13 protein-coding genes are annotated in these 21,238 nt (G+C 45.3%); 2 read left to right on the forward strand and 11 right to left on the reverse strand.

Going from position 1 to position 21,238, the window contains the following annotated elements; translation table 11 throughout:
* Positions 1 to 29 precede the first annotated feature (29 nt).
* Positions 30 to 3,185, forward strand: a complete 3,156-nt coding sequence (locus NST69_RS24115) for an ATP-binding protein (RefSeq protein WP_342547334.1) — start codon at positions 30 to 32, stop codon at positions 3,183 to 3,185.
* 95 nt (positions 3,186 to 3,280) lie between these two features.
* On the opposite strand, the gene NST69_RS24120 is transcribed toward NST69_RS24115, so the two are convergent.
* The 5 genes from NST69_RS24120 to NST69_RS24140 all read right to left on the reverse strand — a co-directional run bounded on the left by NST69_RS24120 (position 3,281) and on the right by NST69_RS24140 (position 13,678).
* The gene (locus NST69_RS24120) at positions 3,281 to 8,551 is read right to left on the reverse strand and encodes an S-layer homology domain-containing protein (protein WP_342547335.1); all 5,271 of its coding nucleotides are present in this window, start codon (positions 8,549 to 8,551) and stop codon (positions 3,281 to 3,283) included.
* 262 nt (positions 8,552 to 8,813) lie between these two features.
* On the reverse strand, positions 8,814 to 10,598 hold the full coding sequence (locus NST69_RS24125) for an aminopeptidase P family protein (RefSeq protein WP_342547336.1): 1,785 nt from the start codon (positions 10,596 to 10,598) through the stop codon (positions 8,814 to 8,816).
* A 77-nt stretch (positions 10,599 to 10,675) separates the two neighbouring features.
* Positions 10,676 to 10,828: a hypothetical protein gene (locus tag NST69_RS24130; protein ID WP_155991469.1), complete on the reverse strand. Its 153-nt coding sequence runs from the start codon at positions 10,826 to 10,828 to the stop codon at positions 10,676 to 10,678.
* A 357-nt stretch (positions 10,829 to 11,185) separates the two neighbouring features.
* Positions 11,186 to 12,586, reverse strand: coding sequence for a helix-turn-helix transcriptional regulator (locus tag NST69_RS24135; RefSeq protein WP_342550217.1), 1,401 nt, complete (start codon positions 12,584 to 12,586; stop codon positions 11,186 to 11,188).
* Positions 12,587 to 12,751: 165 nt separating this feature from the next.
* On the reverse strand, positions 12,752 to 13,678 hold the full coding sequence (locus NST69_RS24140; RefSeq protein ID WP_342547337.1) for a YafY family protein: 927 nt from the start codon (positions 13,676 to 13,678) through the stop codon (positions 12,752 to 12,754).
* A 174-nt stretch (positions 13,679 to 13,852) separates the two neighbouring features.
* Here NST69_RS24140 and NST69_RS24145 point away from each other — a divergent pair, with 174 nt between their 5' ends.
* The gene (locus tag NST69_RS24145; protein WP_342547338.1) at positions 13,853 to 14,548 is read left to right on the forward strand and encodes a nuclear transport factor 2 family protein; all 696 of its coding nucleotides are present in this window, start codon (positions 13,853 to 13,855) and stop codon (positions 14,546 to 14,548) included.
* Positions 14,549 to 14,800: 252 nt separating this feature from the next.
* On the opposite strand, the gene NST69_RS24150 is transcribed toward NST69_RS24145, so the two are convergent.
* Genes NST69_RS24150 through NST69_RS24175 form a run of 6 tightly spaced genes read right to left on the reverse strand, consistent with a single transcriptional unit; the run spans position 14,801 to position 21,238 of the window.
* Positions 14,801 to 15,469 (reverse strand): YdcF family protein, encoded by a 669-nt coding sequence (locus NST69_RS24150; RefSeq protein ID WP_342547339.1) that lies wholly within the window; start codon positions 15,467 to 15,469, stop codon positions 14,801 to 14,803.
* Positions 15,466 to 16,593: a UDP-N-acetylglucosamine 2-epimerase (non-hydrolyzing) gene (wecB, locus tag NST69_RS24155; RefSeq protein ID WP_342547340.1), complete on the reverse strand. Its 1,128-nt coding sequence runs from the start codon at positions 16,591 to 16,593 to the stop codon at positions 15,466 to 15,468. The genes NST69_RS24150 and wecB overlap by 4 nt, the downstream gene beginning before the upstream one ends.
* The gene (locus NST69_RS24160) at positions 16,594 to 17,703 is read right to left on the reverse strand and encodes a capsular polysaccharide biosynthesis protein CapF (RefSeq protein WP_342547341.1); all 1,110 of its coding nucleotides are present in this window, start codon (positions 17,701 to 17,703) and stop codon (positions 16,594 to 16,596) included.
* Positions 17,700 to 18,722 carry a polysaccharide biosynthesis protein gene (locus tag NST69_RS24165; protein ID WP_342547343.1) on the reverse strand — a complete coding sequence of 341 codons (1,023 nt, stop codon included), beginning with the start codon at positions 18,720 to 18,722 and terminating at the stop codon, positions 17,700 to 17,702. The genes NST69_RS24160 and NST69_RS24165 overlap by 4 nt, the downstream gene beginning before the upstream one ends.
* Positions 18,709 to 20,094, reverse strand: a complete 1,386-nt coding sequence (locus NST69_RS24170) for a polysaccharide biosynthesis C-terminal domain-containing protein (protein WP_342547344.1) — start codon at positions 20,092 to 20,094, stop codon at positions 18,709 to 18,711. Before NST69_RS24170 ends, NST69_RS24165 begins: the two co-directional genes overlap by 14 nt.
* Position 20,095: 1 nt before the next feature.
* Positions 20,096 to 21,238, reverse strand: a complete 1,143-nt coding sequence (locus NST69_RS24175; RefSeq protein WP_342547345.1) for a glycosyltransferase — start codon at positions 21,236 to 21,238, stop codon at positions 20,096 to 20,098.

The raw sequence follows: 21,238 nt of genomic DNA on the forward strand, positions 1-21,238 counted from the left end.
TGAAGATAACCTCGATGAGTACACACCTAATGAAGACAAAAGCCAGATTCAACCCTAAGCATGCTCTATTGCTGCTTCTCTACTTAACCATTCTGATCAGTCTGCGCGATCTGTGGTTCAATGCCAATACGGCGTCTGAGCATCCCGAGGCACAGCAAGGTGTGCTGGATATGCGGGGCTGGGACTTCGTGAATTCCCCGTCCATTCAGCTGGATGGAGAATGGGAGTTCTATCCCGGCCAGCTCCTGGGCTATGAGGATTCCGCCGCACTTGCTGCGGCCACACCGCATGTTGTCCAGGTTCCCGGTGATTGGAGCAGCGGCTTCCCGGAAGGGGAGCAATCCTCTCTGGGCTACGGTACATACAAGCTGCGTATCCTTATAGACCCGTCACAGACCGAATCTTACGGCTTCTGGATTCAGCGGATTCAGGCCACCTCCAGCATCGATATTAACGAGCAGAGAGAGACCAGCTTCGGGAAGCTGTCCACGGATAGCGGGGACTATATCCCTAAGGCGGTCTCTTACACCGCAGCCTACGAGAATCCGGGAAGACAGGAGATCGTTCTCCTCGTCCGGGCAGCCAACTACGACCATCCGCTGGAGGGCGGGATTGTGAGGTCGATCCGTTTCGGCTCCCAAGCAGCGGTGGATAGCGAACGAATGTATTCACTCGGCTTCCAGCTGGTGGCGTTCATGATCATGCTGCTGCATGCGCTGTATGCGGGGATTTTATTCTTTTTTAACCGGAAGCAGCGGGCGTTCCTGCTCTTCTTCCTCCTGCTGATGGCAGTAGCAACTACCATTGTAGCCGATAACGATACGATTCTCCTGCTCTGGTTCCCCATTAACTATACCTGGGCACTGAAGCTCAAAATGCTGGCCTATCCTGCGTTGTCCCTGTTCATGCTACTGCTGACGCGCAGCTTCTCTGCCTACGAGCGCCCCGGCCGTCTGTTCAAAATCTATCTGCTGGGTCTCCTGGTCTATACCGCCTATGTTCTGATCTTACCGGCACATTACGTGGTCTATGCCAGACTGTTATTCTCCGTCCTCTACCTGCTTCCGGTAGTCGGAGTCATCTATTCTATAGGCCGGATGGTGATGCGGCAGGAGCAGGATTCCTTCTTCCTGCTGTTTGCTGCCGCCGCTATCGGCTCCAGCGTCATTGGCGGGGCCATGGAATCCAATGCCAAGGGAAGTATCCTGTATTATCCTATAGATGTCATTGCCGCAATTATTGGCTTCTCCTCCTACTGGTTCAAGCGGTACTTCCGCAATGCAGAGGAGAACCGGCTGCTCAACCAGCAACTGAAGGAGAGCGACCAGAAGAAGGACGAATTCCTGGCGAATACCTCCCATGAGCTGCGGACACCGCTGCACGGCATTATCAGCATTGCTCAGACTGTAGCCTCCAAGGAACAACAGGTGCTGGACGAACAGAGCTCTAAGGATCTGGAGCTGCTCATTACGATCAGCCACAGGATGTCCCTGATGCTTAACGATCTGCTCGATGTGACCCGTCTGCAGGAAAAGCGGATTGTGCTGCAGCGTGAGCCGCTGGCCATGGGTTCACTGGTCTCGGGCGTACTGGGGATGTTCGAATTCATGATCGAAGGCAAACGCCTGCAGCTGCGTAATGAGCTGCCCGCTTCATTGCCACCGGTCTGGGGTGATGAGAAGCGGATTGTGCAGATTCTGTATAACCTGCTGCACAATGCCATCAAATACACGCAGGCCGGAACAGTCACCGTCTCCGCCGTTAACGACGGCAAGCTTGCTTGGATTAGTGTAGCCGATACCGGGGCAGGGATCGACAAGGAGACGCAGGCGCGGATCTTCTCGCCCTATGAACAGGGCAGCAAAGGCATCATTGACGGAGGCGGCATCGGTCTGGGCTTAAGCATCAGCAAGCAGCTGACGGAGCTGCACGGAGGAGACCTTACACTAGACTCTGAGCCGGGAAAAGGGTCCGTGTTCACCTTCACTCTTCCGCTGGCCTCCTCTGCCGGGGCCCGGGAGAGGACAGGTCAGGATACAGATGCCGCAAGGCAGCCGGACAACCCGGATCTGAAGGGACTGCTGCTTGAGGAGAACCGGCTGCTATTACAACAGTCCGATATCCGCAATCTCACAGTCCCTATAGAGTTAACGGCTCCGCCGCAGATACAGGACGCCTCTCAGTCGGCCAAGTCTCTGATCCTGGCTGTCGATGATGATCCGGTCAATCTGAAGGTGCTCTCCAGCATGCTCTCGGCAGAGCATTATCAATTGGTCACCGCCACCAGCGCCGGGGAAGCCTTGGAGCTGCTTGGCACCGAGCCGTGGGATCTGCTGATCGCCGATGTGATGATGCCGTATATGTCCGGCTATGAATTAACACGGATCGTCCGGCAGCGCTTCTCCCTCTCGGAGCTGCCGATCCTGCTGCTCACCGCCCGCAACCAGCCGGCGGACATCTATACCGGCTTCCTGGCCGGGGCCAACGATTATGTCGCCAAGCCGGTGGACGCGCTGGAGCTGAAGTACCGGGTCCGCTCGCTGACCGGACTGAAGCAGTCCATCAACCAGAGCCTGCGGATGGAGGCAGCTTACCTGCAGGCACAGATTCAGCCGCACTTCCTGTTCAACACGCTGAACGCACTGATGGCGCTGAGTGAATTCGACCAGCCGAAGATGCGCGATCTCGGAGAAGCCTTCTCCTCCTACCTGCGCATCAGCTTCGATTATATGAACTCGCAGCAGCTCGTCGGATTATCCCATGAGCTGGAGCTGGTAGAATCCTATCTCTTCATTGAGAAGGCCCGCTTCGAGGAACGTCTGCAGATCGAATGGGAGGTTGATCCCGGCATCGAGCTGCTGCTTCCTCCGCTCACCCTACAGCCGCTGGTGGAGAACGCCGTCAGACACGGCCTGCTGAGCCGCAAAGCCGGAGGCAAGCTCCAGGTCCGCATTCACCGCCAGAAGGGATACACCTCCTTCGAAGTGGAGGACAACGGCAAGGGCATGAGCGGGGAACAGGTGGCCCGTCTGCTCGACGACACCTTCCGGGCCCACCGCGGCATCGGCCTGCTGAACACCAACCGGCGCCTGACTCAGCTCTACGGCGAAGGCCTCGTCATCCGCAGCCAGCCCGAAGTTGGCACTACGGTATCCTTTGTGATTCCTGAGCGGAGGCGGGAGTGATCCTGTAGTTATACAGCTCAGACTTTTGACCACAACACAAAGCAGCGATTCTCCAATACCGGGAGAACCGCTGCTTTTTTGAGTTTAGATATCATTCAGTATTTCAACTGATATAACCGGTAGATCAAGGCCGCAGCCTCTGCTTTACTGGCGGTCTGGGCAGGACGGAAGCTCTGATCCCCGAAGCCTTCGAACAGATGCATACTCTTGGTCAATGCCACACTGGATGCCGCCCATTTCGATATTTTGGCTCCATCTGTGAAGGAGGCAATCAATGCTTCCGGCTGGGCAACAGCCGATTTGCCGTTATACGTTGTAAGTGCCCGTGCAAGCATCGTTGCAATCTCCTCACGGGTGATGGTTGCCTCAGGGTCAAAAGCTGCCGGTGATTTACCGTTAATGATCCCTGCTGCGTAAGCTGCAGCAATCTCATCCGCATAAGGATTCGTTGTCTTGATATCCTTAAACGGCAAGACCATTCCCTCACCATTCAGTCCGTAAGCTCTGGCGATCATTGCCGCGAACTGCTCACGGGTAATCTTGTCAGATGGAGCAAATGCTCCGCCTTCGTCCAGGACTCCCTTGGTCAACAGGTAGTTGATCTCTTTCACTGCCCAGTGACTGGCAGGCACATCTGTGAATACAGCAGCTCCAAGCATCACAGTGTACTTGCTGAAGTGTCCTCTCGGCGCAGTTACAGTTTGAGTAACAGGATCATATTTACCCCCAACCGCTTCCCAGGTAAGACTCTCCTCATTCAGGACGTACACGGTCAGATTCTCCAGATTCGCCTCCGAATATTTCGAAATATCAATGGCTGACACATCAAAGGTCACATCGATCGGCTTAGCGAAGCTCTTCACCGGCTGGCCGCCAACAGAAGCACTGAATTCCATCACTGGGATGTTAGCCAGCGGTTCTGCCTGACGGGGTTTGTTAATCACAGCATTCTGTACAACTTCTGCTGCCAGATTAATCTTCTGGCCTGCCTCAACCTTACCGAAGGTATCCGGCTCAATGGTAAATGCCGTCTGATCCATTTGAATCTTCAATCCGGCAATATCATTCTCCCGCACCAGGGTAAGAATCTCGGAGGGAAGCGTGGTGTTGAGCTTATGAATCCCTTTATCCACCGGAGGTACCTTCACCGTCAGGCTCAGCTTGAGGTCAGCAGCTGTTCCGGCCCCAAGCTTGCTTGTCAGCTCTCCAGCGACTGATGCTAATGCCTGCTTGGCCGTTTCAATCTGTGCGCTGATGAATCCCGCATCCAGCTGTGAAGAGACGGCATTTCCTTCTACAGCTACATTTTCTTTGGTAATTGTAACTTCGCCAGCCTTGTTAAGCACGGCCTGGCTGGAATGAATAACAGCATCCTTCAGCTTCTGAACCTCTTCAGCCTTGATGCCCTGCGCGTTATTCAGCACCGCAGCCGCATTATTAATAAGGGCCTGGGCAACCTCTACTGCCTTGCTGGAGCTATCCAGCTTGTTCAGTAAATAAGGCGCACTTCCTATCAATTGAGTAATTGAACTCACAATCTTCTGTTTCTCTGAGGAATCCTGAATAGTTCCCAGCAGCTGCGCTGCTGTGCCCATGGCCTGAGACAGACTCTTACTGTTCTGTTCAGCCTGTGCAGGCGTGTTAGCCGATTTGAGTGACTCGGCAATGCTGGACAGCGCATTCTGGGCCGCCGAAGCCTTCTCTGCCGCAGAGCCGGAAGTATTCTTCAGCAAGTCCTGCAGCTTGTCATTCTGCTGCTGAACATTCGCGTCATTCCCTGTTGCCGCAGCCGGAGCCGGAGCAGCCGGTGTTGCTGCTGGTCCAGGTGCTCCCGGCCCGCTTCCTCCTGGTGCCGGTGCAGGATTTGGATTCGTACCGGTGTTGCCGCCGCTACCACCATTATCGCTTCCCGGCGGGTTCGGGGCCGGATTAACCACAGTACCTCCAGACGACTCCAGGATTACTTTTTTGTCCAGGGTATAGGTCTGTCCATCAATAGTCATCGAAGCTTTGATCACATAAGTACCGTCCGTCAAAAATTTGTTATCTGCATAATTATAAGAGACCGCCATTAGCGGGTAGCCTTGTATCGTCTCTGTAGAGAGCACTTTCCCCGCTTCGTCCTGAAGCTCATAGGTAGCCTTGTCCGGGGACAGACTCTTGCTGCCTCTGCTTGATCCGCCATTGGCAACCAGAATTTGCGGCTTCTTGATTTGTCCGATGGAGTTGCCTGCCGTATCGACCAGTCCAATCTCAAGCAAGGTCGTACCTGCGGGCCGGATTAATTTTCCATTCTGCAACCCTACAATATCCAGCCCTTTCAAGGCCGGTGGCGCAATCTGGGTTAGTGTGCCTGCTTGCAGCGTTCCAGGTGCGAAATGAATATCGTACTGGTATTCGATGGCACCCTTGATTTGGTCTACAGATACTACTACATCGCCAGGGGTAACTTGTACCTGATTGGCATTGAACGCATAGCCCTGGAGTGTCGATTGGCCCGCAGTCGTATATTTAACCGCATAGATGGTCCCCGATTCAGGCGCCACCAGCGTAGCCAGCGCGGACGCACTATCATCCATCGACAAGCTATTGTCTCCTGCACCGATTACCACCTGATCACGGTATACAAAAGTGTCCGACCGGGTATGTGCCAGCATGCTATAGGTTCCTTGAGTTGCGTAGAAATAATTCTCATCTGCAGGATTACTGTCGATAACATAAGGGATATAATCCGCCCCTGCCAAGTCCCGCCGCACCACATACAACTCATCTGTCGGCTGATCTAATAGAACCTTGCTGACTTCCTGAAGCTCTTGTCTTGCATCCAGCACCAGCGAATAATCCTTGCCGGGTTCTGTGTTAATGGAGCCATACATGTAGTAACCATATTTGGACTCAACTCCATTATGGCTTCTGTTGTAGCGTATGAAATCAACATCTACGGCAGAAGGAGAATCTACTACCAGGAATCCCTGTGATCCGGGAGTGCGAATGTAAGAAGAGGCGGTAGCAGAAGTTCCGTCGCTTCTTTTCACTATAGCCTGGATATTCGCATTATCGAGCGGAATCCCGCCCGCATAGTTCCCGCCTTCCGCCTTATCGAGACCCCGTACACGGATGACAGCCTGCGATTGCGGATCAATGATCGCTACGTACACACTTTTAGCTAAATAATCAGTCTTCTTAAAATACAGCTCTCCTATATAAGAAGCCTTGTCAGCCGGAATGGTGAACGTTCCCTGCTCATCGGTGGTGCCAAGCACCTCATCATAACGGCGGATCTGCACTCCTGCCACCGGTTGCCCCTGGGCACCCGTATCATGCTGGCGTACAGTAATCGTTACCTTCTGCGCCTGGTCAACGGTCAGGTATGGCTTGTCTACCAGATCCACCAGCTTGCCGTCATTGCCTCTAATCTCAATATCCAATTCGTTCTTCGGCAGAACCTTCAGCTCAGCCTCACTCAGCAAGTCCCCCTGAACATAACCATTATTTATCCAGGTGTTTGGGAATAATTGAACCTTATACGTGCCTGATTTGGCAGGCTTCCAATTCCGCATGTTGATTCGCTGCGGATTGCCTTCCTGTTCCTCAGTAGACCAATAGAGAGAGTCATCCGAGATCACTGCACCGCTCTCATCTGTGATGACCAGCTTATAATTACTGCTGAGATCAAGACGATTCTCGTACTCATCTGTCACCTTCACCAGAACATCTACACTCTCGCCCAGAACTACCTGATTGCGGAGTTCAGCCTCGTCATAATAATTGGAACCCGGAACCCGGAAGCTGATTCCGGCCTTATAAGTACTGCCTCCACGGATGGTATACTCATTATCTGACGGAGTGAAGTATGAACTCAATACAAGTTCATTCGGATTGCTGTTAGAATCCGCACCGCCAAAAGTAGTGTTTGCCGTCAAGCGGTGAATTTCTTCACCCTTAGGTACATACAGATGATCGCCTACAGCAAGATTCATACTGATCTGGTTATAGTTATATCTTTCGTTCAGATAAGAAATGTTTATTTTACCACGCCCCATCCCCATAGCCGGTATCTGAAGTTGCAGCTTGCTGAAATCCCGGGAATGTCCATCATAGAATATTTCATGTTTTGCTTCAGTCGGAGTGATTTTATTGCGGAATAAGATATTGACGCCGGTATCACGATTTCTAGCAAGCGACGTGAATTCATATTCCTTATTCTTCTCAAGATAGATACTTTGCCCGAAAAAGAGCTTAGCACCTCTTGCATCGCCAATCTGCTTGTACCTGGTATTATCAATGAGAGAATAGTTCTCTACATATACAGGCTCACCGTCCAAGGAGGCACGGAAGCTGATCCGGCTGTAGTCACTGGCATCCTTGATGATTTCTTTGTGTAGCCCGTCTTCCGTTGCGTACAATGAAGAGGCAGGAAGCTGGAACATGTAAGCTTCACGGTCCTCAGTGGCTATATAAGCTTTATAGTCTCCAGACACCTCTCCCGTTCTGAATACCAGCACCGTATATCCCGGCACCGCAAACTGATTCACCATTCCACTGAGTCCGGAGTTAGTCAGGAACGGCTGAGTGAACAGCTTCCCCTTGGCATCCAGATAACGGACAGCCACCATATATGTACCCGCTTGCTCCCGATCAGTTACATAGATAGGCTTAGCCTCATACTGTTCGCTTCCCTGCTTAAGCAATACGAACATTACCGGACTATTCATAGATAATTGATGATTATCCCTAAGCTGAATCTGTCCGTTCGCATCCGTGGTATAGTTATAAGACTGATAATTCATCCATACCGCCACAGATCCATTCACAAGCGGAACACCATTATTCAGGATGGTAAGCCTTACATTCTTATCATCGCTGCGGATCTCCGGTTGTGTAGCACTTTCATATGTATTGGAATCCTTAGTCATCCGTTCTACAGAGATATCAATCCCCGTAGCTGAAGGCACCCGGATGCTCTGCGGGGGTGTCACCACCAGCCCCTGCTCGCCCGTATATTCGGCATGGAGAGAATATTCCTCACCGGCAGCCAGCCCTTCAAAAGAAAGATAATTGTACTCCATAGAAGTATACACTGCATCCAGCACAGTCAGCTTGGCTTCACTTCTCGCCTTCACCTTACTGGCTATCTGGGCATCTTCTTTCATAAGTACGAACTTAACCTCATTTAGAACCTTAAGATCGCTATAAGTCACATCTACTACACTATTGACCGTAATCCTTTGTGTGCCGTCCGGGAGCTGGTCATTCGAGATTACCCCTGCTCTGAACGGGGCGGCTGATACCTCAAGCACACTTAATAACGATAATAATACGACCATAACCATGGATACTGCCGTTCTTAATTTCTTCGAATACATATTCCATCTCCTTCTCCCCAGTTCAATCAACACATTTTAACTTATAGTTAGATTATTACTCCCTCCCCAGTTAATCCTATTCAGAAGACTCACAACAAGGATGTTACATTTTTTTCGCGAAAATGTCTATTACTTCCTTAACAGGGTCCCGGAAAGTTAACTTTAAGCCGGGATTTTGTCACATTTTGTCTGAAATAAATTCCAAAAACATATAAAAAAGACGAAGACCCCAAGGTCCCCGCCTTTTCAATTCTACTATTCCTCACAACACCAAAGCCCCCGTCTCCCGCTTCAGCCACAGCCGGTGCTCTTCATCCAGCAGCGGAGCCAGCTTATCGTACACCTCAGCATGATAATGGTTCACCCACTCCAGCTCCTCGCTGCTTAGCATAGACGGCTCAACCGCCCGGAGGTCTATTGGTGAATAACAGAGGTCTTCAAATTTCAGGAATCTTCCGAACTCCGTAGTCACATCCTCCGTAATCAGCAGCGTGTTCTCCGTACGGATACCATGACGGCCTTCCTTATAGACTCCCGGCTCTACCGTAATAATCATCCCAGGCTCCAGGCGGACCTCATTCGGCTTGAAGCTGAACCGCTGCGGCTCTTCATGCACATTGGAGTAATAGCCCACACCATGTCCGGTTCCACACTTGTAATCGAGGCCATGGTCCCACATCGGCTTGCGGGCGAGAATATCGAGCGTAGATCCGGTGGAGCCATAGAGGAACTTGGCCGTAGAGAGCGCAATCACAGACTTCAGCACCAGTGTAAAATCTCTCTTCTCCTCATCCGTCAGCGGGCCAAGCGCCAGCGTGCGGGTGATATCCGTTGTCCCGTTCTGGAAGTGTGCGCCCGAATCCAGCAGATACAGGCCTTTGGCTTCCAACTCTACCGGATGGTCGGCGGACGGCGAGTAGTGCATCATCGCAGCATTCGCGCCGTAAGCAGAGATACTGGAAAAGCTCAGCTCAGCGAATAACGGCTGCTGCCGGCGCAGCTCCAGCCCCTTCTGGTCTGCTTCCACCTCTGTCACCGGACGCACGGGGACGGTCTCCTGCAGCCATTTGAACAATCCTACAAGGGCAACGGCATCCTTCAAATAGACATCACGGATATTACGGATCTCCACCTCGTTCTTAATCGACTTAAGGGCCACCACAAGACCCGGCGCTTCCATAATAGAAGCGGATTCCGGGATGGCCGCCGCCAGACTATATCCGGTTTTATTCGGATCGTACAGCACCGAAGCCGCTTCCGGGAGCGCCTGCAGGAACGGCAGGATGTCCTCATACTCCTTGATCTCCACTCCATCCCGGGCCAGCGTATCCTTATCTTCCGGGGTGGCTTTATGTCCTCCGGCGAACAATATTGCGTGATGTACCCCTACTATGGCAAAAGCAGTCACATACGGATTGAACGGAATATCCCGTCCCCGGATGTTGAACAGCCAGCACAGATCATCCAGCGCAGACAGCACATAATAATCAGCGTCCTTACGCTTCATCCCCTCCCGGACCTGCTCCAGCTTATCTACCCGGCTGAGGCCCGCATACTGTTCATCATGCAGCATTAGCGGCTCGGCCGGAATGGCCGGTCGGTCCGTCCAGATCGCCCCTACCGGGTCGAGGTCTGTAATCGTCTGAATCCCTTTCGCCGCGAACTTGGCCTGCAAGCCCTTCATAGCGTTTACGGACAACGTTCTGCCGTCTACCGCCATACGTGCGCCTTGCGGCAATTGCTCAGCCAGCCATTCATCCCATTGCGGGACGCCCGGTTCAGCCATACGGAACAGACGGATGCCCGAGCCCTCCAGTTCCCGCTCCGCCTGAATGTAGTACCTGCCATCCGTCCACAAGCCAGCATCCGTTAGCGTGATCACAGCCGTTCCGGCGGAACCGGTGAAGCCGGTAATCCAGCGGCGGCTTTTCCAGTGCTCCCCCTCATATTCACTGATGTGCGCATCTCCGCTTAATACCACACAGGCCGCTATCCCGCGCTCCGCCATCCATTCTCTTAACTTATGTACTTTCTCCTTAGGCAACATATCCGCAACTCCTTCTCTCTATCTAGTCTACTGAATCATCATACACCTGCATTTCCTATAAAAAAAGATGAAGACCCTCAGGTCTCCATCGTCTCATTATCCTCTTTCCGTACCAGCTTCCGCCGCTGCTTCCCCTTCTTCACCCACAGCCGGTCCTGGTCATCCCGGTAGAATCTGATCCCGAACAAGCGTAACGGTGTCCACACTTCCCTAAAATAATAATTAGGCATGGTCCATTTCTCCCAGACTATAAATAGATTTGCTCCTAATTATAGACCGGGATACCTGGTTTGTTTGTCGCATTGTGGAAGGAGAGCCTTAAGGTTACCGCCTATTTCCCAAAATCGCCTTATCTGCGGAACCAGCGCATGATCTGCTTCAGCGAACCCTTCGCTTCAAATTAAAAACGCTCCCGATATACCGGGAACGTCGTTTGCTCTGTGTACTGACTTGAAATCATATCTTTGCTGACCGGTAAGTATCAACCGCCACCTAAACCGTGATTCATAATTTGAATAAGACTTTGAGTACTGATGTTTGCTACAGGCTCAGCAATACCAACAGTTATAATAATTGCAATAGCCAGACTACAGGAAACTAGAAGCTTGAACAATTTTCTTTTCATGTGAATCCTGCACCTCCCTAATTAGAAGTTTGTATTGCTCTTTCTCTTCTTCATCTGCCAGATGCCGGTGCTGTTCGAACAGATCAACACATCGGATGATATTGCTCTCATTATTGATTCTAGCAGACGATTCCAAACTTTGCAGGACGAATCTAATACCTTCTTTACGCTCATTATGTAAAAAATAAGCTGCCATTTCAGCAAGGAATTGAGTGTGTTGGTCCAACATAACCTGCCTATTATAATCGCCAAATTCTGTAGAATACGTCCGGTATGGAATATAGGCAGCAAATCGCTCCAGAATAGAATCAACATTCCACTCATAACGGTTAGCCGACAAGATAATATTGTATAACCCTATGAATATCTCATCTGGTCGGTGAGAGAGATACTCGACATATGCTGAGAGTACTTCGGACTGTCCTCCCAGCACCTGATAGAGCAGTCTGTTTGCGGTACCCCACTCCTGGAACTGAACCATAGTCCGCTTCACTTCTTCATTGTCCTCCTGTATCCAGCTCCCATCCATATAGAGGGACACCCAATCTAATGCCGAATTGTAGTCTCCTAACTCCTTACACACAGCTGAACGGATAAGCTGCGCGTACAGGATATAGAAGTACAGGGGTTTTTCGGTTTTTTTCTCGTTACTCTCTCTACGGTCCGGCTGACGCTGGAGATTATAACGAAGAGTTGCTAATTGCTGCATTTGTTTCGCCAGCTCATCCACCTTATGCCACTTGTTCAATGAAACATATACATGAGCGAGATGCTTCAAGCCGTCCAATTGATCCGCTTCATCCAGCCGGTCCAGGTAACCTTCGAAGAGATGCGCAGCCTGTAAATTCCGCGCCTGGTCATCACCAATGGCGATACGGAACAGACGGTATTGGCATAACGCGAGTCTCTCGGAATTCTGATACTTCTCACTGACACTCACATTCTTATACAGCAATTCGGCAGCTTGCCACAGCCCCTCTTGAAATAGGCCTTCAGCCACTTCGAACAGCATGGGGGCATAGACCAGATTCTCCAGCAGATTCTGAACCACCTGTTCAACGCAATCCAGACGGCCCAGCTCAGCTGAGCGCACAAGAAATGGCCGCAGACGCCGCCAGGTGGGTGACGAGAAATAGAAACATTCATCCACGTATAAGCTATAAAAATGATCCTCCGGCAGATCCATCGCCCGGGTGATTCGCTCCAGATGATTCATAGCAATGGGCTGGTGACCACTAAGTATCCGGCTAAGCGTTCCTGAATTAATTCCGGATTGTCCCGAGAATTGATTAATAGGCATTCCCTTCTGCGACAAATACAACGCTAATTGATCGCGAATCATAGTTCTAGTAGTAGGGACCACGCAAACACCACCTAACTGGAATCCAATATAATTTCTTTTATAGTTGTAATAATATGTCACATTATTCCAATGGTCAATAACGCAGACTGCTGCAGATTAGTCTAATCCGTGAACTACAGGCAACCGGATTGCCATGATCGCAAAAAAATAGAGACTCTAGTAGTCTCATAAGGTAGGTCCACCCTTTCGATTCAAATTCCCCATCATCACCTCTATCTTGCTCATAACAGCATCCCGTAGACTTTGAGGCTCCATCGCTTCAATAATCGGACCATAAGAGAGAAAGTAATTTGAAAGCCAATCTCCTTCGGGCATCGATGCGATAACAGTAAAAGATCCATCTTCATGTTTTGTTATTTCTTTTTCACTAAAGTCATCGTATATTCTATACGCTCCAGCCGGAGAGATTTTTAACCGAATATCAATAAATTTCTGAAATTGATTATCTGTCACTTCAGCCGCAGATTCCACTAATGTCTCTTGCTCAAAAACCTCTTCAGTGATTTCAATATTAGCCATACGGGATATTTTGAATGTTCTGTATGTTCTTTTATCATAGCAATACGCTTTCAAATACCATGCCTTATCCTTAAAAATCAACTTAATCGGCTCAACCCTGCGCAAGCTTTTCACACCTGAGGTATTAAAATATTCGAATATAATAATATGTTTGCTTATAATTTCCATTTTTAGTGCATGGAAATTTTCTTTGTTTCGTTCATCACTTCCCCAGGGTGAGAAGTCCAATTCAATCCAATTAACATCACTCTTTTTGAAAAGGCTGCTTAACCGTAAAAGAATAGTCTCAATTTCCGGATACCGCGCTGCTGATAGATTCTGCAAGGCGAGCAGTATTTCATCCTGTTCTTTTTCAGAAAGTAATGACTTATTGAGTATAAACTTGTCAAGAATGACGATTCCGCCGCCTCTGCCTTGATTCGTATAGATAGGTATGCCAGCGCTGCTTAATGTCTCAATATCGCGATATATTGTTCTAACCGATACTTCAAAACGGTCGGCAAGCTCTTTCCCCGTAGTTTCTTTTTTCTCAAGTAAGTAATAAACAATGCCGAAAAGTCTGCTGATCTGCATTAAAGCACCTCAATTCAAGTACAGTATATCGTTCTAAACACGACACCAGTGTGTCATATTTACATATTTTTTAACACAAAACCAGACGGACTGTTGTCAGGTTTTGTCCTTTATATTAAGAAGTGTACAATCAACTGCGGCGTTGTCCGCACATTATAAAGGAGAATGATTATTATGATAAACAAAATTCAATTACCCCAACCGGTTGAGGAACATTTTCATGCGACAAATACAGATGATCCCGCGGCCTTCCTTTCGATCTTTGCCGAGGATGCCGTTGTTTTTGACACCGGCAAAGAATATCACGGGAAAACCGCTATCAAAGAGTGGAGCGACCAAGACTATTTCGAAGTAGGCTTAAGACTAGAAATCATAAATGTCGTTCAGAATGCCAAGGAGATCGTTGTTACCGCAAAATCAGACGGAAATTACGACAAAACCGGACTACCGGACCCCCTCTATCTTGATTTTCATTTTACTGTGGAAGGGGATAAAATTACACGCCTGCACAATGTTCTTTCCTCTAACAGTAGGGCAATTCCTTTGCCGCAGCCTATTGCAGCCTATTATCATGCCTCAGATATCTTTGACGGTGACCTTCTCGCTAACTGCTTTGCAGAGGATGCCATATTAGTTGACAATGGAGAAGAATTTCATGGTCCCGAAGTTATCAGCAAGTTCATTGTGAAGGCAAACAGAGACGCTGCGGGTAGGATTGAAATCACCAATTGTGCGGAGAAAAATGACGAAACGGTTGTCACCGCCACCATTTCAGGTAATTTCAAAGGCAGTCCAATTCCACTGGATTTCCGCTTCACGCTTAATAACGGGAAAATCAAAGCCTTGAATATCGTAGTGTCAGGTGTATAAAGAGGATGGTGGAGAATTTAATTAAGGTAAATCAAGATAAAGAGCAGGTTATCGAAAAGATAACCTGCTGCATATAACGTCGTCTATGTCTTCTTTGTTAGAACCCTGTTATTATATCCGGCAACTTCCGGACAGGCAATCTCCTCAGCTTCCCGGCGTTATGATTCAGCAGAAACATCTAGTAGTCTCATAAGGTCTCTATCGTCCTGGTATCACAATTGCAAAGCTGCTGCCTCTACTGTTCCCCCTGCTTCACCCACTGCGGAACCAGCGCTTAATCTGCTCCAGCGAACCCTTCGCTTCCGGGCCATTGTAGCCGAAGGCATTGCCAATCATCTTAATATATTCGTTAAAAGTCGTCTCCCGGCTATACCGGTCACTCCACCACGCCTTCGCGTTATAGCCCGAGTCCGCCCCGATATAAGTCAGCTCAATCCCCGACTTCTTATACACATGATCAAATATAAACTTCACCCGCCGCATATGAAAATCCGACGACACCACAATCGCCGACTTAAAGCCATGCTGCTTCATGATCGGAAGCGTGAACTGCGCGTTCTGGTAGGTGCTCTCGGCAGCATCTTCTGTCAGAATAGCGGATTCCGGGATGCCCAAGGAAAGGGCTGTTTCACGCATGTCACCGGCGGGGCCGGTGATCTCTTTAGCGTTAGACAGCAGGAGCTGCGGCGCGTAGCCTTTTTGATACAGCTTAACCCCTTGCTCCACCCGCCCTCCCCCGCCGCTGAGGATGATGATTACGTCTGCTTGCTTTGGAGTCTCCGATACGGGAAGGAAGCGCCCGGCAGTGAAGAAAATAATAAGTAACAGTAGTAATACTACACACAAGAAAATAATTATTTTATTCTTCGTTAATTTAACTCGTCTGTCATTTATAACATTATAATCCCTCAACCAAATCACATCTTTTTCCAAACCATTTTATTAACTATCCCTGTGTAACTCTGTATAATTTTCACTACCTTTACACTTACATTTTCGTCATTATAGTCTGGTGTCGTAATGCCTAAGTCACCATTTGCATACATGGAAACAGCAAGTTCTACAGACTGCAATACCTGTTCAGTGGTTATACTTCCAATAATAAAATTCCCCTTGTCCATAGACTCTGGCCTTTCGGTGCTGGTACGAACAGAGACTGCCGGGAATTTAAAATAAGAGGCTTCCTCAGGTATTGTTCCACTATCCGATACTACACAAAATGCATTCATTTGCAAACTATTATAATCAGAAAACCCAAAAGGAGTTAAACTCCTCACATTAGGATGGAATTTAAAATTTCTTTGATCAATAAATTTAGCACTTCGAGGATGAGTACTGTATATAACAGGCATATCATACTTATCAGCCATAGCGTTGACAGCATTCATCAGTGCTAGAAAGTTGTCTTCATTATCTATATTCTCTTCACGATGTGCGGATAGCAATATATACTTTTGTTTATCTAAACCCAAATCCGTTAGTATATTACTACTGTTTATCTTGTTAAGATTAGCACTTAAGACTTCTGACATAGGTGATCCAGTTACGTAAGTACGTTCTTTAGCAACGCCCTCATAGTTTAAATAACGGCGTGCATGCTCACTGTAACATAAATTCACATCTGCTATATGATCGACAATCCGTCTATTGGTTTCTTCGGGTAAGTTCTCATCATAGCACCTATTCCCAGCCTCCATATGAAAGATAGGAATTTTCAATCTTTTGGCTGATATTGCTGATAAAGCAGAATTTGTATCACCTAGAATTAAAAGCGCATCTGGTTTAACTTCTGAGAGCACCTTGTAGCTCTTTGAGATAATGTTGCCAATTGTCTCTCCTAAGTCACTACCTACTGCACTAAGGTAATAATCTGGCTCTCTCAACCCCAAGTCTTCAAAGAAAATCTGATTAAGAGAGTAGTCATAATTCTGTCCTGTATGAACAAGAATATGTTCAAAATACATATCGCACTTTTTAATCACTTCAGAAAGACGAATAATCTCCGGTCTTGTTCCAAGAATGGTCATTAATTTAAGTTTACTCATTTAAACCTCCACGAAATAGGTATCTGGATTCTCTGGATCAAAAGATTCATTAGCCCACATTATAGTCACCATATCCGTGTCACCCAAATTCTCGATATTGTGGGTATACCCAACAGGGATATCAACAACCTCTAGTACTTCTCCACTAACGTGATATTCAATAATTTCACTAAAGCCTATTTTCCTGAATCTTATGACACCAGTTCCACTTACAACCAGAAATTTCTCATTCTTTGTATGATGCCAATGGTTCCCCTTTGTAATCCCTGGTTTTGAAATGTTCACAGAGATTTGTCCTCTTTCTGGAGTTTTAATAAACTCAGTGAAGGATCCTCTATTATCTACATTCATTTTTAAGGGGTAGCTAAATTTTTCTGTAGGTAAATAACTTAAGTAAGTACTATATAACTTTTTAGAGAAGAGATCTGACATATTAGGAATTGCCCGTTCTTCACGGCTATTCTTGAACGAATATATTAGATCCACAATTTCTCCAAGAGTTGTAGAATGAATTACCGGAACTTCACAAAAATCCCCTTGTTTGTTCTCATTTCCCTTAAGCGCATGAATAAGTTCCTTAACCAGATCATCTATATATACTAGATTCATAACAACGCTTCGATCATTTACGTTAATTGGCAAATCACAAGCAATATTATGACAGAATGTTGCTACAGCACTGTTATAGTTAGGTTTGCACCATTTCCCAAATACATTCGGAAAACGATAAATCAACACTTTCGCCCCAGTCTCAGCAGCATAATGAAACATAAGATCTTCCCCAGCTTTTTTACTCATTCCATAAGCATTATTAAGGTTCGCCTGAGTTGAAGAAGCAATCATAATAGGACAGGTATTGTTATGCGCACTTAATTTTTTTAATAACATTGATGTAAATTCAAAGTTCCCCTCCATAAATTCAGACTGTTCCTTAGGACGATTTACCCCGGCAAGATGAAACACAAAATCTGCTTCTTTACAATATGTATCCAACAGTTCGGATTCAGTATCTTTGTCACATTCCATAATATCAGCATACTTATCATTAATTAATTCAGCGATAAGATTTTTACCAATAAATCCTCTCGCGCCTGTTACCAATATCCTCATAATTGATTCCAGCCTTTTAGTTCATTAGTTACATATTCTAATTCCAGTAATTTTCTCTTTATCTGTTCTATATTAAGTCTTTCAGTATTATGGGAATTATACTCTTCTTCAGAAGATAATTTTTGATCTCCTTCAATAAAATACTTATCATAATTAAGATCCCTATGATCTGCAGGAATTTTATAGAATCCTCCCATATCTACGGCTACCGCATATTCTTCTCTAGTTAATAAAGTCTCATATAACTTTTCTCCATGACGTGTACCAATTACTTTTATATCTTGTTGAACATCAAACAGTTCTCTTACCGCTCGAGCTAGATCTCCAACTGTAGATGCTGGAGATTTTTGCACCATAATATCTCCTGCTTGAGCATTATGAAAAGCAAATATTACAAGCTCTACTGCATCTGCCAGATTCATTAGAAATCTAGTCATATTAGGATCAGTCACGGTTAGCGGTTGATCATTTTTTATCTGATCTACAAACAAAGGAATAACAGAACCTCTTGATGCCATAACATTCCCATAGCGTGTACCACAAATCAAGGTCTTATTAGGATCTATAGTTTTTGCCTTTGCAACGTATACTTTTTCCATCATTGCCTTAGAAATACCCATAGCGTTAATTGGATAGGCGGCTTTATCAGTAGACAAACAAATTACTTTTTTCACTCCACATTCGATAGCAGCTGTTAGTACGTTATCCGTTCCTAATACGTTTGTCTTTACAGCTTCAAGAGGGAAAAACTCACAAGAGGGTACTTGCTTAAGTGCGGCTGCATGAAAAATATAATCTACTCCATACATCGCATTCTTAATAGACTGTAAATCTCTAACGTCACCAATATAAAACTTCACTTTATCATTTTTGTAAAGCTTTCGCATATCGTCTTGCTTCTTCTCATCTCTAGAGAATATACGAATTTCCCCAATGTCAGTACTGAGAAATCTATTGAGCACAGCGTTACCAAAGGATCCAGTTCCCCCGGTGATTAGTAGAGTTTTATTTGTAAACATATTTATCAACTCCAGAGTCTCTTTTTTTCAAAAATTTATTTAACGATATAGGCTGTACAATACAATACAAACCCATAGCTATTATATTGGCAATCACTATCCCTATCCATGAGTCGCACACCATCACAAGGATCCATGCAATAGGTATTTTAATGATAGCACCAATTGTAAAAAATATAGTTTGTGCCTTTAACTGCCCAAGCCCATTTGCAATACTAGAAAGTACGCCATTCCAAATAAATATACTTCCAGATAGTGCAAAAATAACTGCATAAAAATAATTCACCTTAATGGTATTATCACCTAACCAAATATCCACACCAAATTGCAAAATTAGTATCATTCCAAACTCACACAATACTGCTACTAATGCTAGTATTCGTAATATTTTATAGAGCTTTATAATCCATTCGTATCTTTGCTCAGCAAATGCCTTAGTAACAGCTGACCAAATCGGAGTTAATGCTAACGTAAAAACCATACCGATCAGGGTAAATAATTTATTGTATATTTGATATTCAACAACCCTATCTGGCCCGGTGAACCAAGTAATTAAAAACTCATTCGTAGTCGTAATAATCATATACATGATTTGAACCCAGAAGAAAGCCCCTCCGAGCTTCATGATATCATTAGCATACTTTCGATCAAAAAATCTTATATTCGGTCTACATTTAGGTAATTTCTTATAAAAAACTATTAGAGATACTACTATTAAGGGGATATTAACTGCCAATACATTTACAATTGCCATAGATATTAAATTTGACGTTATATCTGATGTCTTAGCTAAAGAAACATAAGTCAATGTAATAATACTAGTTAATAGACTTAATAAATTGATAAGAGCGGATTTTTGCATTGCATATAATATTGATGAAATCAACTTCAATAAAAACTGAAACATAATTCCAGAAAAGATAATACACACTGTTATATATAAAGCTTTTTCAGAAACAATGCTATTAGGTATATTGAATATGGAGTTCCAACTTATCCATTTAAAAACTATCATTGAAAACCCTACAGTTACCAAAACTACTGCACTTATAACAAGATAGGCAGAGGAAATATACTTTTTAGCCATTAAATCATTTTTATTCGTTATCACAGGAACTAAATGATTTCTCAAACCGTTTCCTATGCCTAAATCAAATGTTAGTATCCAAGATAATACAGAGAGCATAGTAAACCAAAGCCCTAATATTCGCTGATTTTCAAAATAGTTTATATAAGCTGGCAATGTGAACAATGAGATGATTAATGCTCCACCTTTAACTAAAAAGGCACCTAAAGTATTAAATAAAATGGTCCTATTATTCTCATTAGTTTTTCTTATCAAACTCTTTAGTTTTGAAATTAAATATACCATTTCAATCCCCTAATAATTCTTTTATATTTCGTACAAATTTGTTATCCAGCATTTTCACTAACTCGAAACTCTTATTTGTATGATTAACATCTATTGACATAATAGCATTTGCAAGCGCCTGAGGACTCTGCTCATCATAATAAGTAACTGCATGACCAATAGCTGAAACCTCAATTGCCTTTAGTCGAACAGAAACTACTTGTAGACCATTAGTCAAGTAAGACAATATTTTTGAAGGAAAAGATGTATTATTATATAGAGCATAAGCATCCTGAGTAGTTAAACCAATATCACAACTTTGCAAAAATCTAATATAATCTTCCCCTTTAAAAAGACCATCATATGTAATAGTGCATTTAGTATTTTTTGAGATTTCATCCACTAATTTCATCAAATCTTTTTTTTCTTTTTCACTTCCAAAACCAATAATATGAACATGATACTTCTCAGTCAAAAATGCTGCAGCTGTGACAGCAAGAATTCCTCCTTTTCTTGGATCTAAAGTGCCAGCATACACTGCATGAATTTTCCCATTATCTAATTTACAAGCCCTGTCTTCCTCAACTTGATAGGAACCATGAATTATTGTATAAGGCTTATTTTGAGTATTAATCTTTTCATTTAACAATTCACTCGGGAAAATGTAAGAATCAGCAATTTCAAAAAAATGATATTCTCTTTTTTCCATTCTTGAAGAGTATTTTTTCACATCTTGATAAATTTCCTCAACTTCTAAAAGAAGTTTAAATTTTTTTATTTTTTTAGCTAAAATTATCGGTTTTAAAATCATCATGGAATGATAAACTATTATTGTTTCACCTTTTTCAATATTCTTCAAGAGAAAAAAGAATAACCAAATCCAAGAATTTAATATTCGTAAAAATTTTAACAATCGTCTTTTAGCCCCAAATGTAGGTCCACACGTAAGAGTTATCCCATCAAAAAGAATTGTTTCCCTACCATAATATAGTCCTTTTTCATTTTTCGACCAAGATGGTGAAATAATCCCTACTTCTTTTCCAGATCTCACTATTGAATCAGCAATATAATCCATTTTATTTGTTGCAGATAAAAACGAATTGCGATTTTCATTAGAAAAGGAATCTGCATCGTAGAATCCAATATATTTCACAATACCCTCCAT

The organism is Paenibacillus sp. FSL P2-0089 (genome assembly GCF_038595095.1).
Taxonomy (GTDB): Bacteria; Bacillota; Bacilli; order Paenibacillales; family Paenibacillaceae; genus Paenibacillus_AQ; species Paenibacillus_AQ silagei.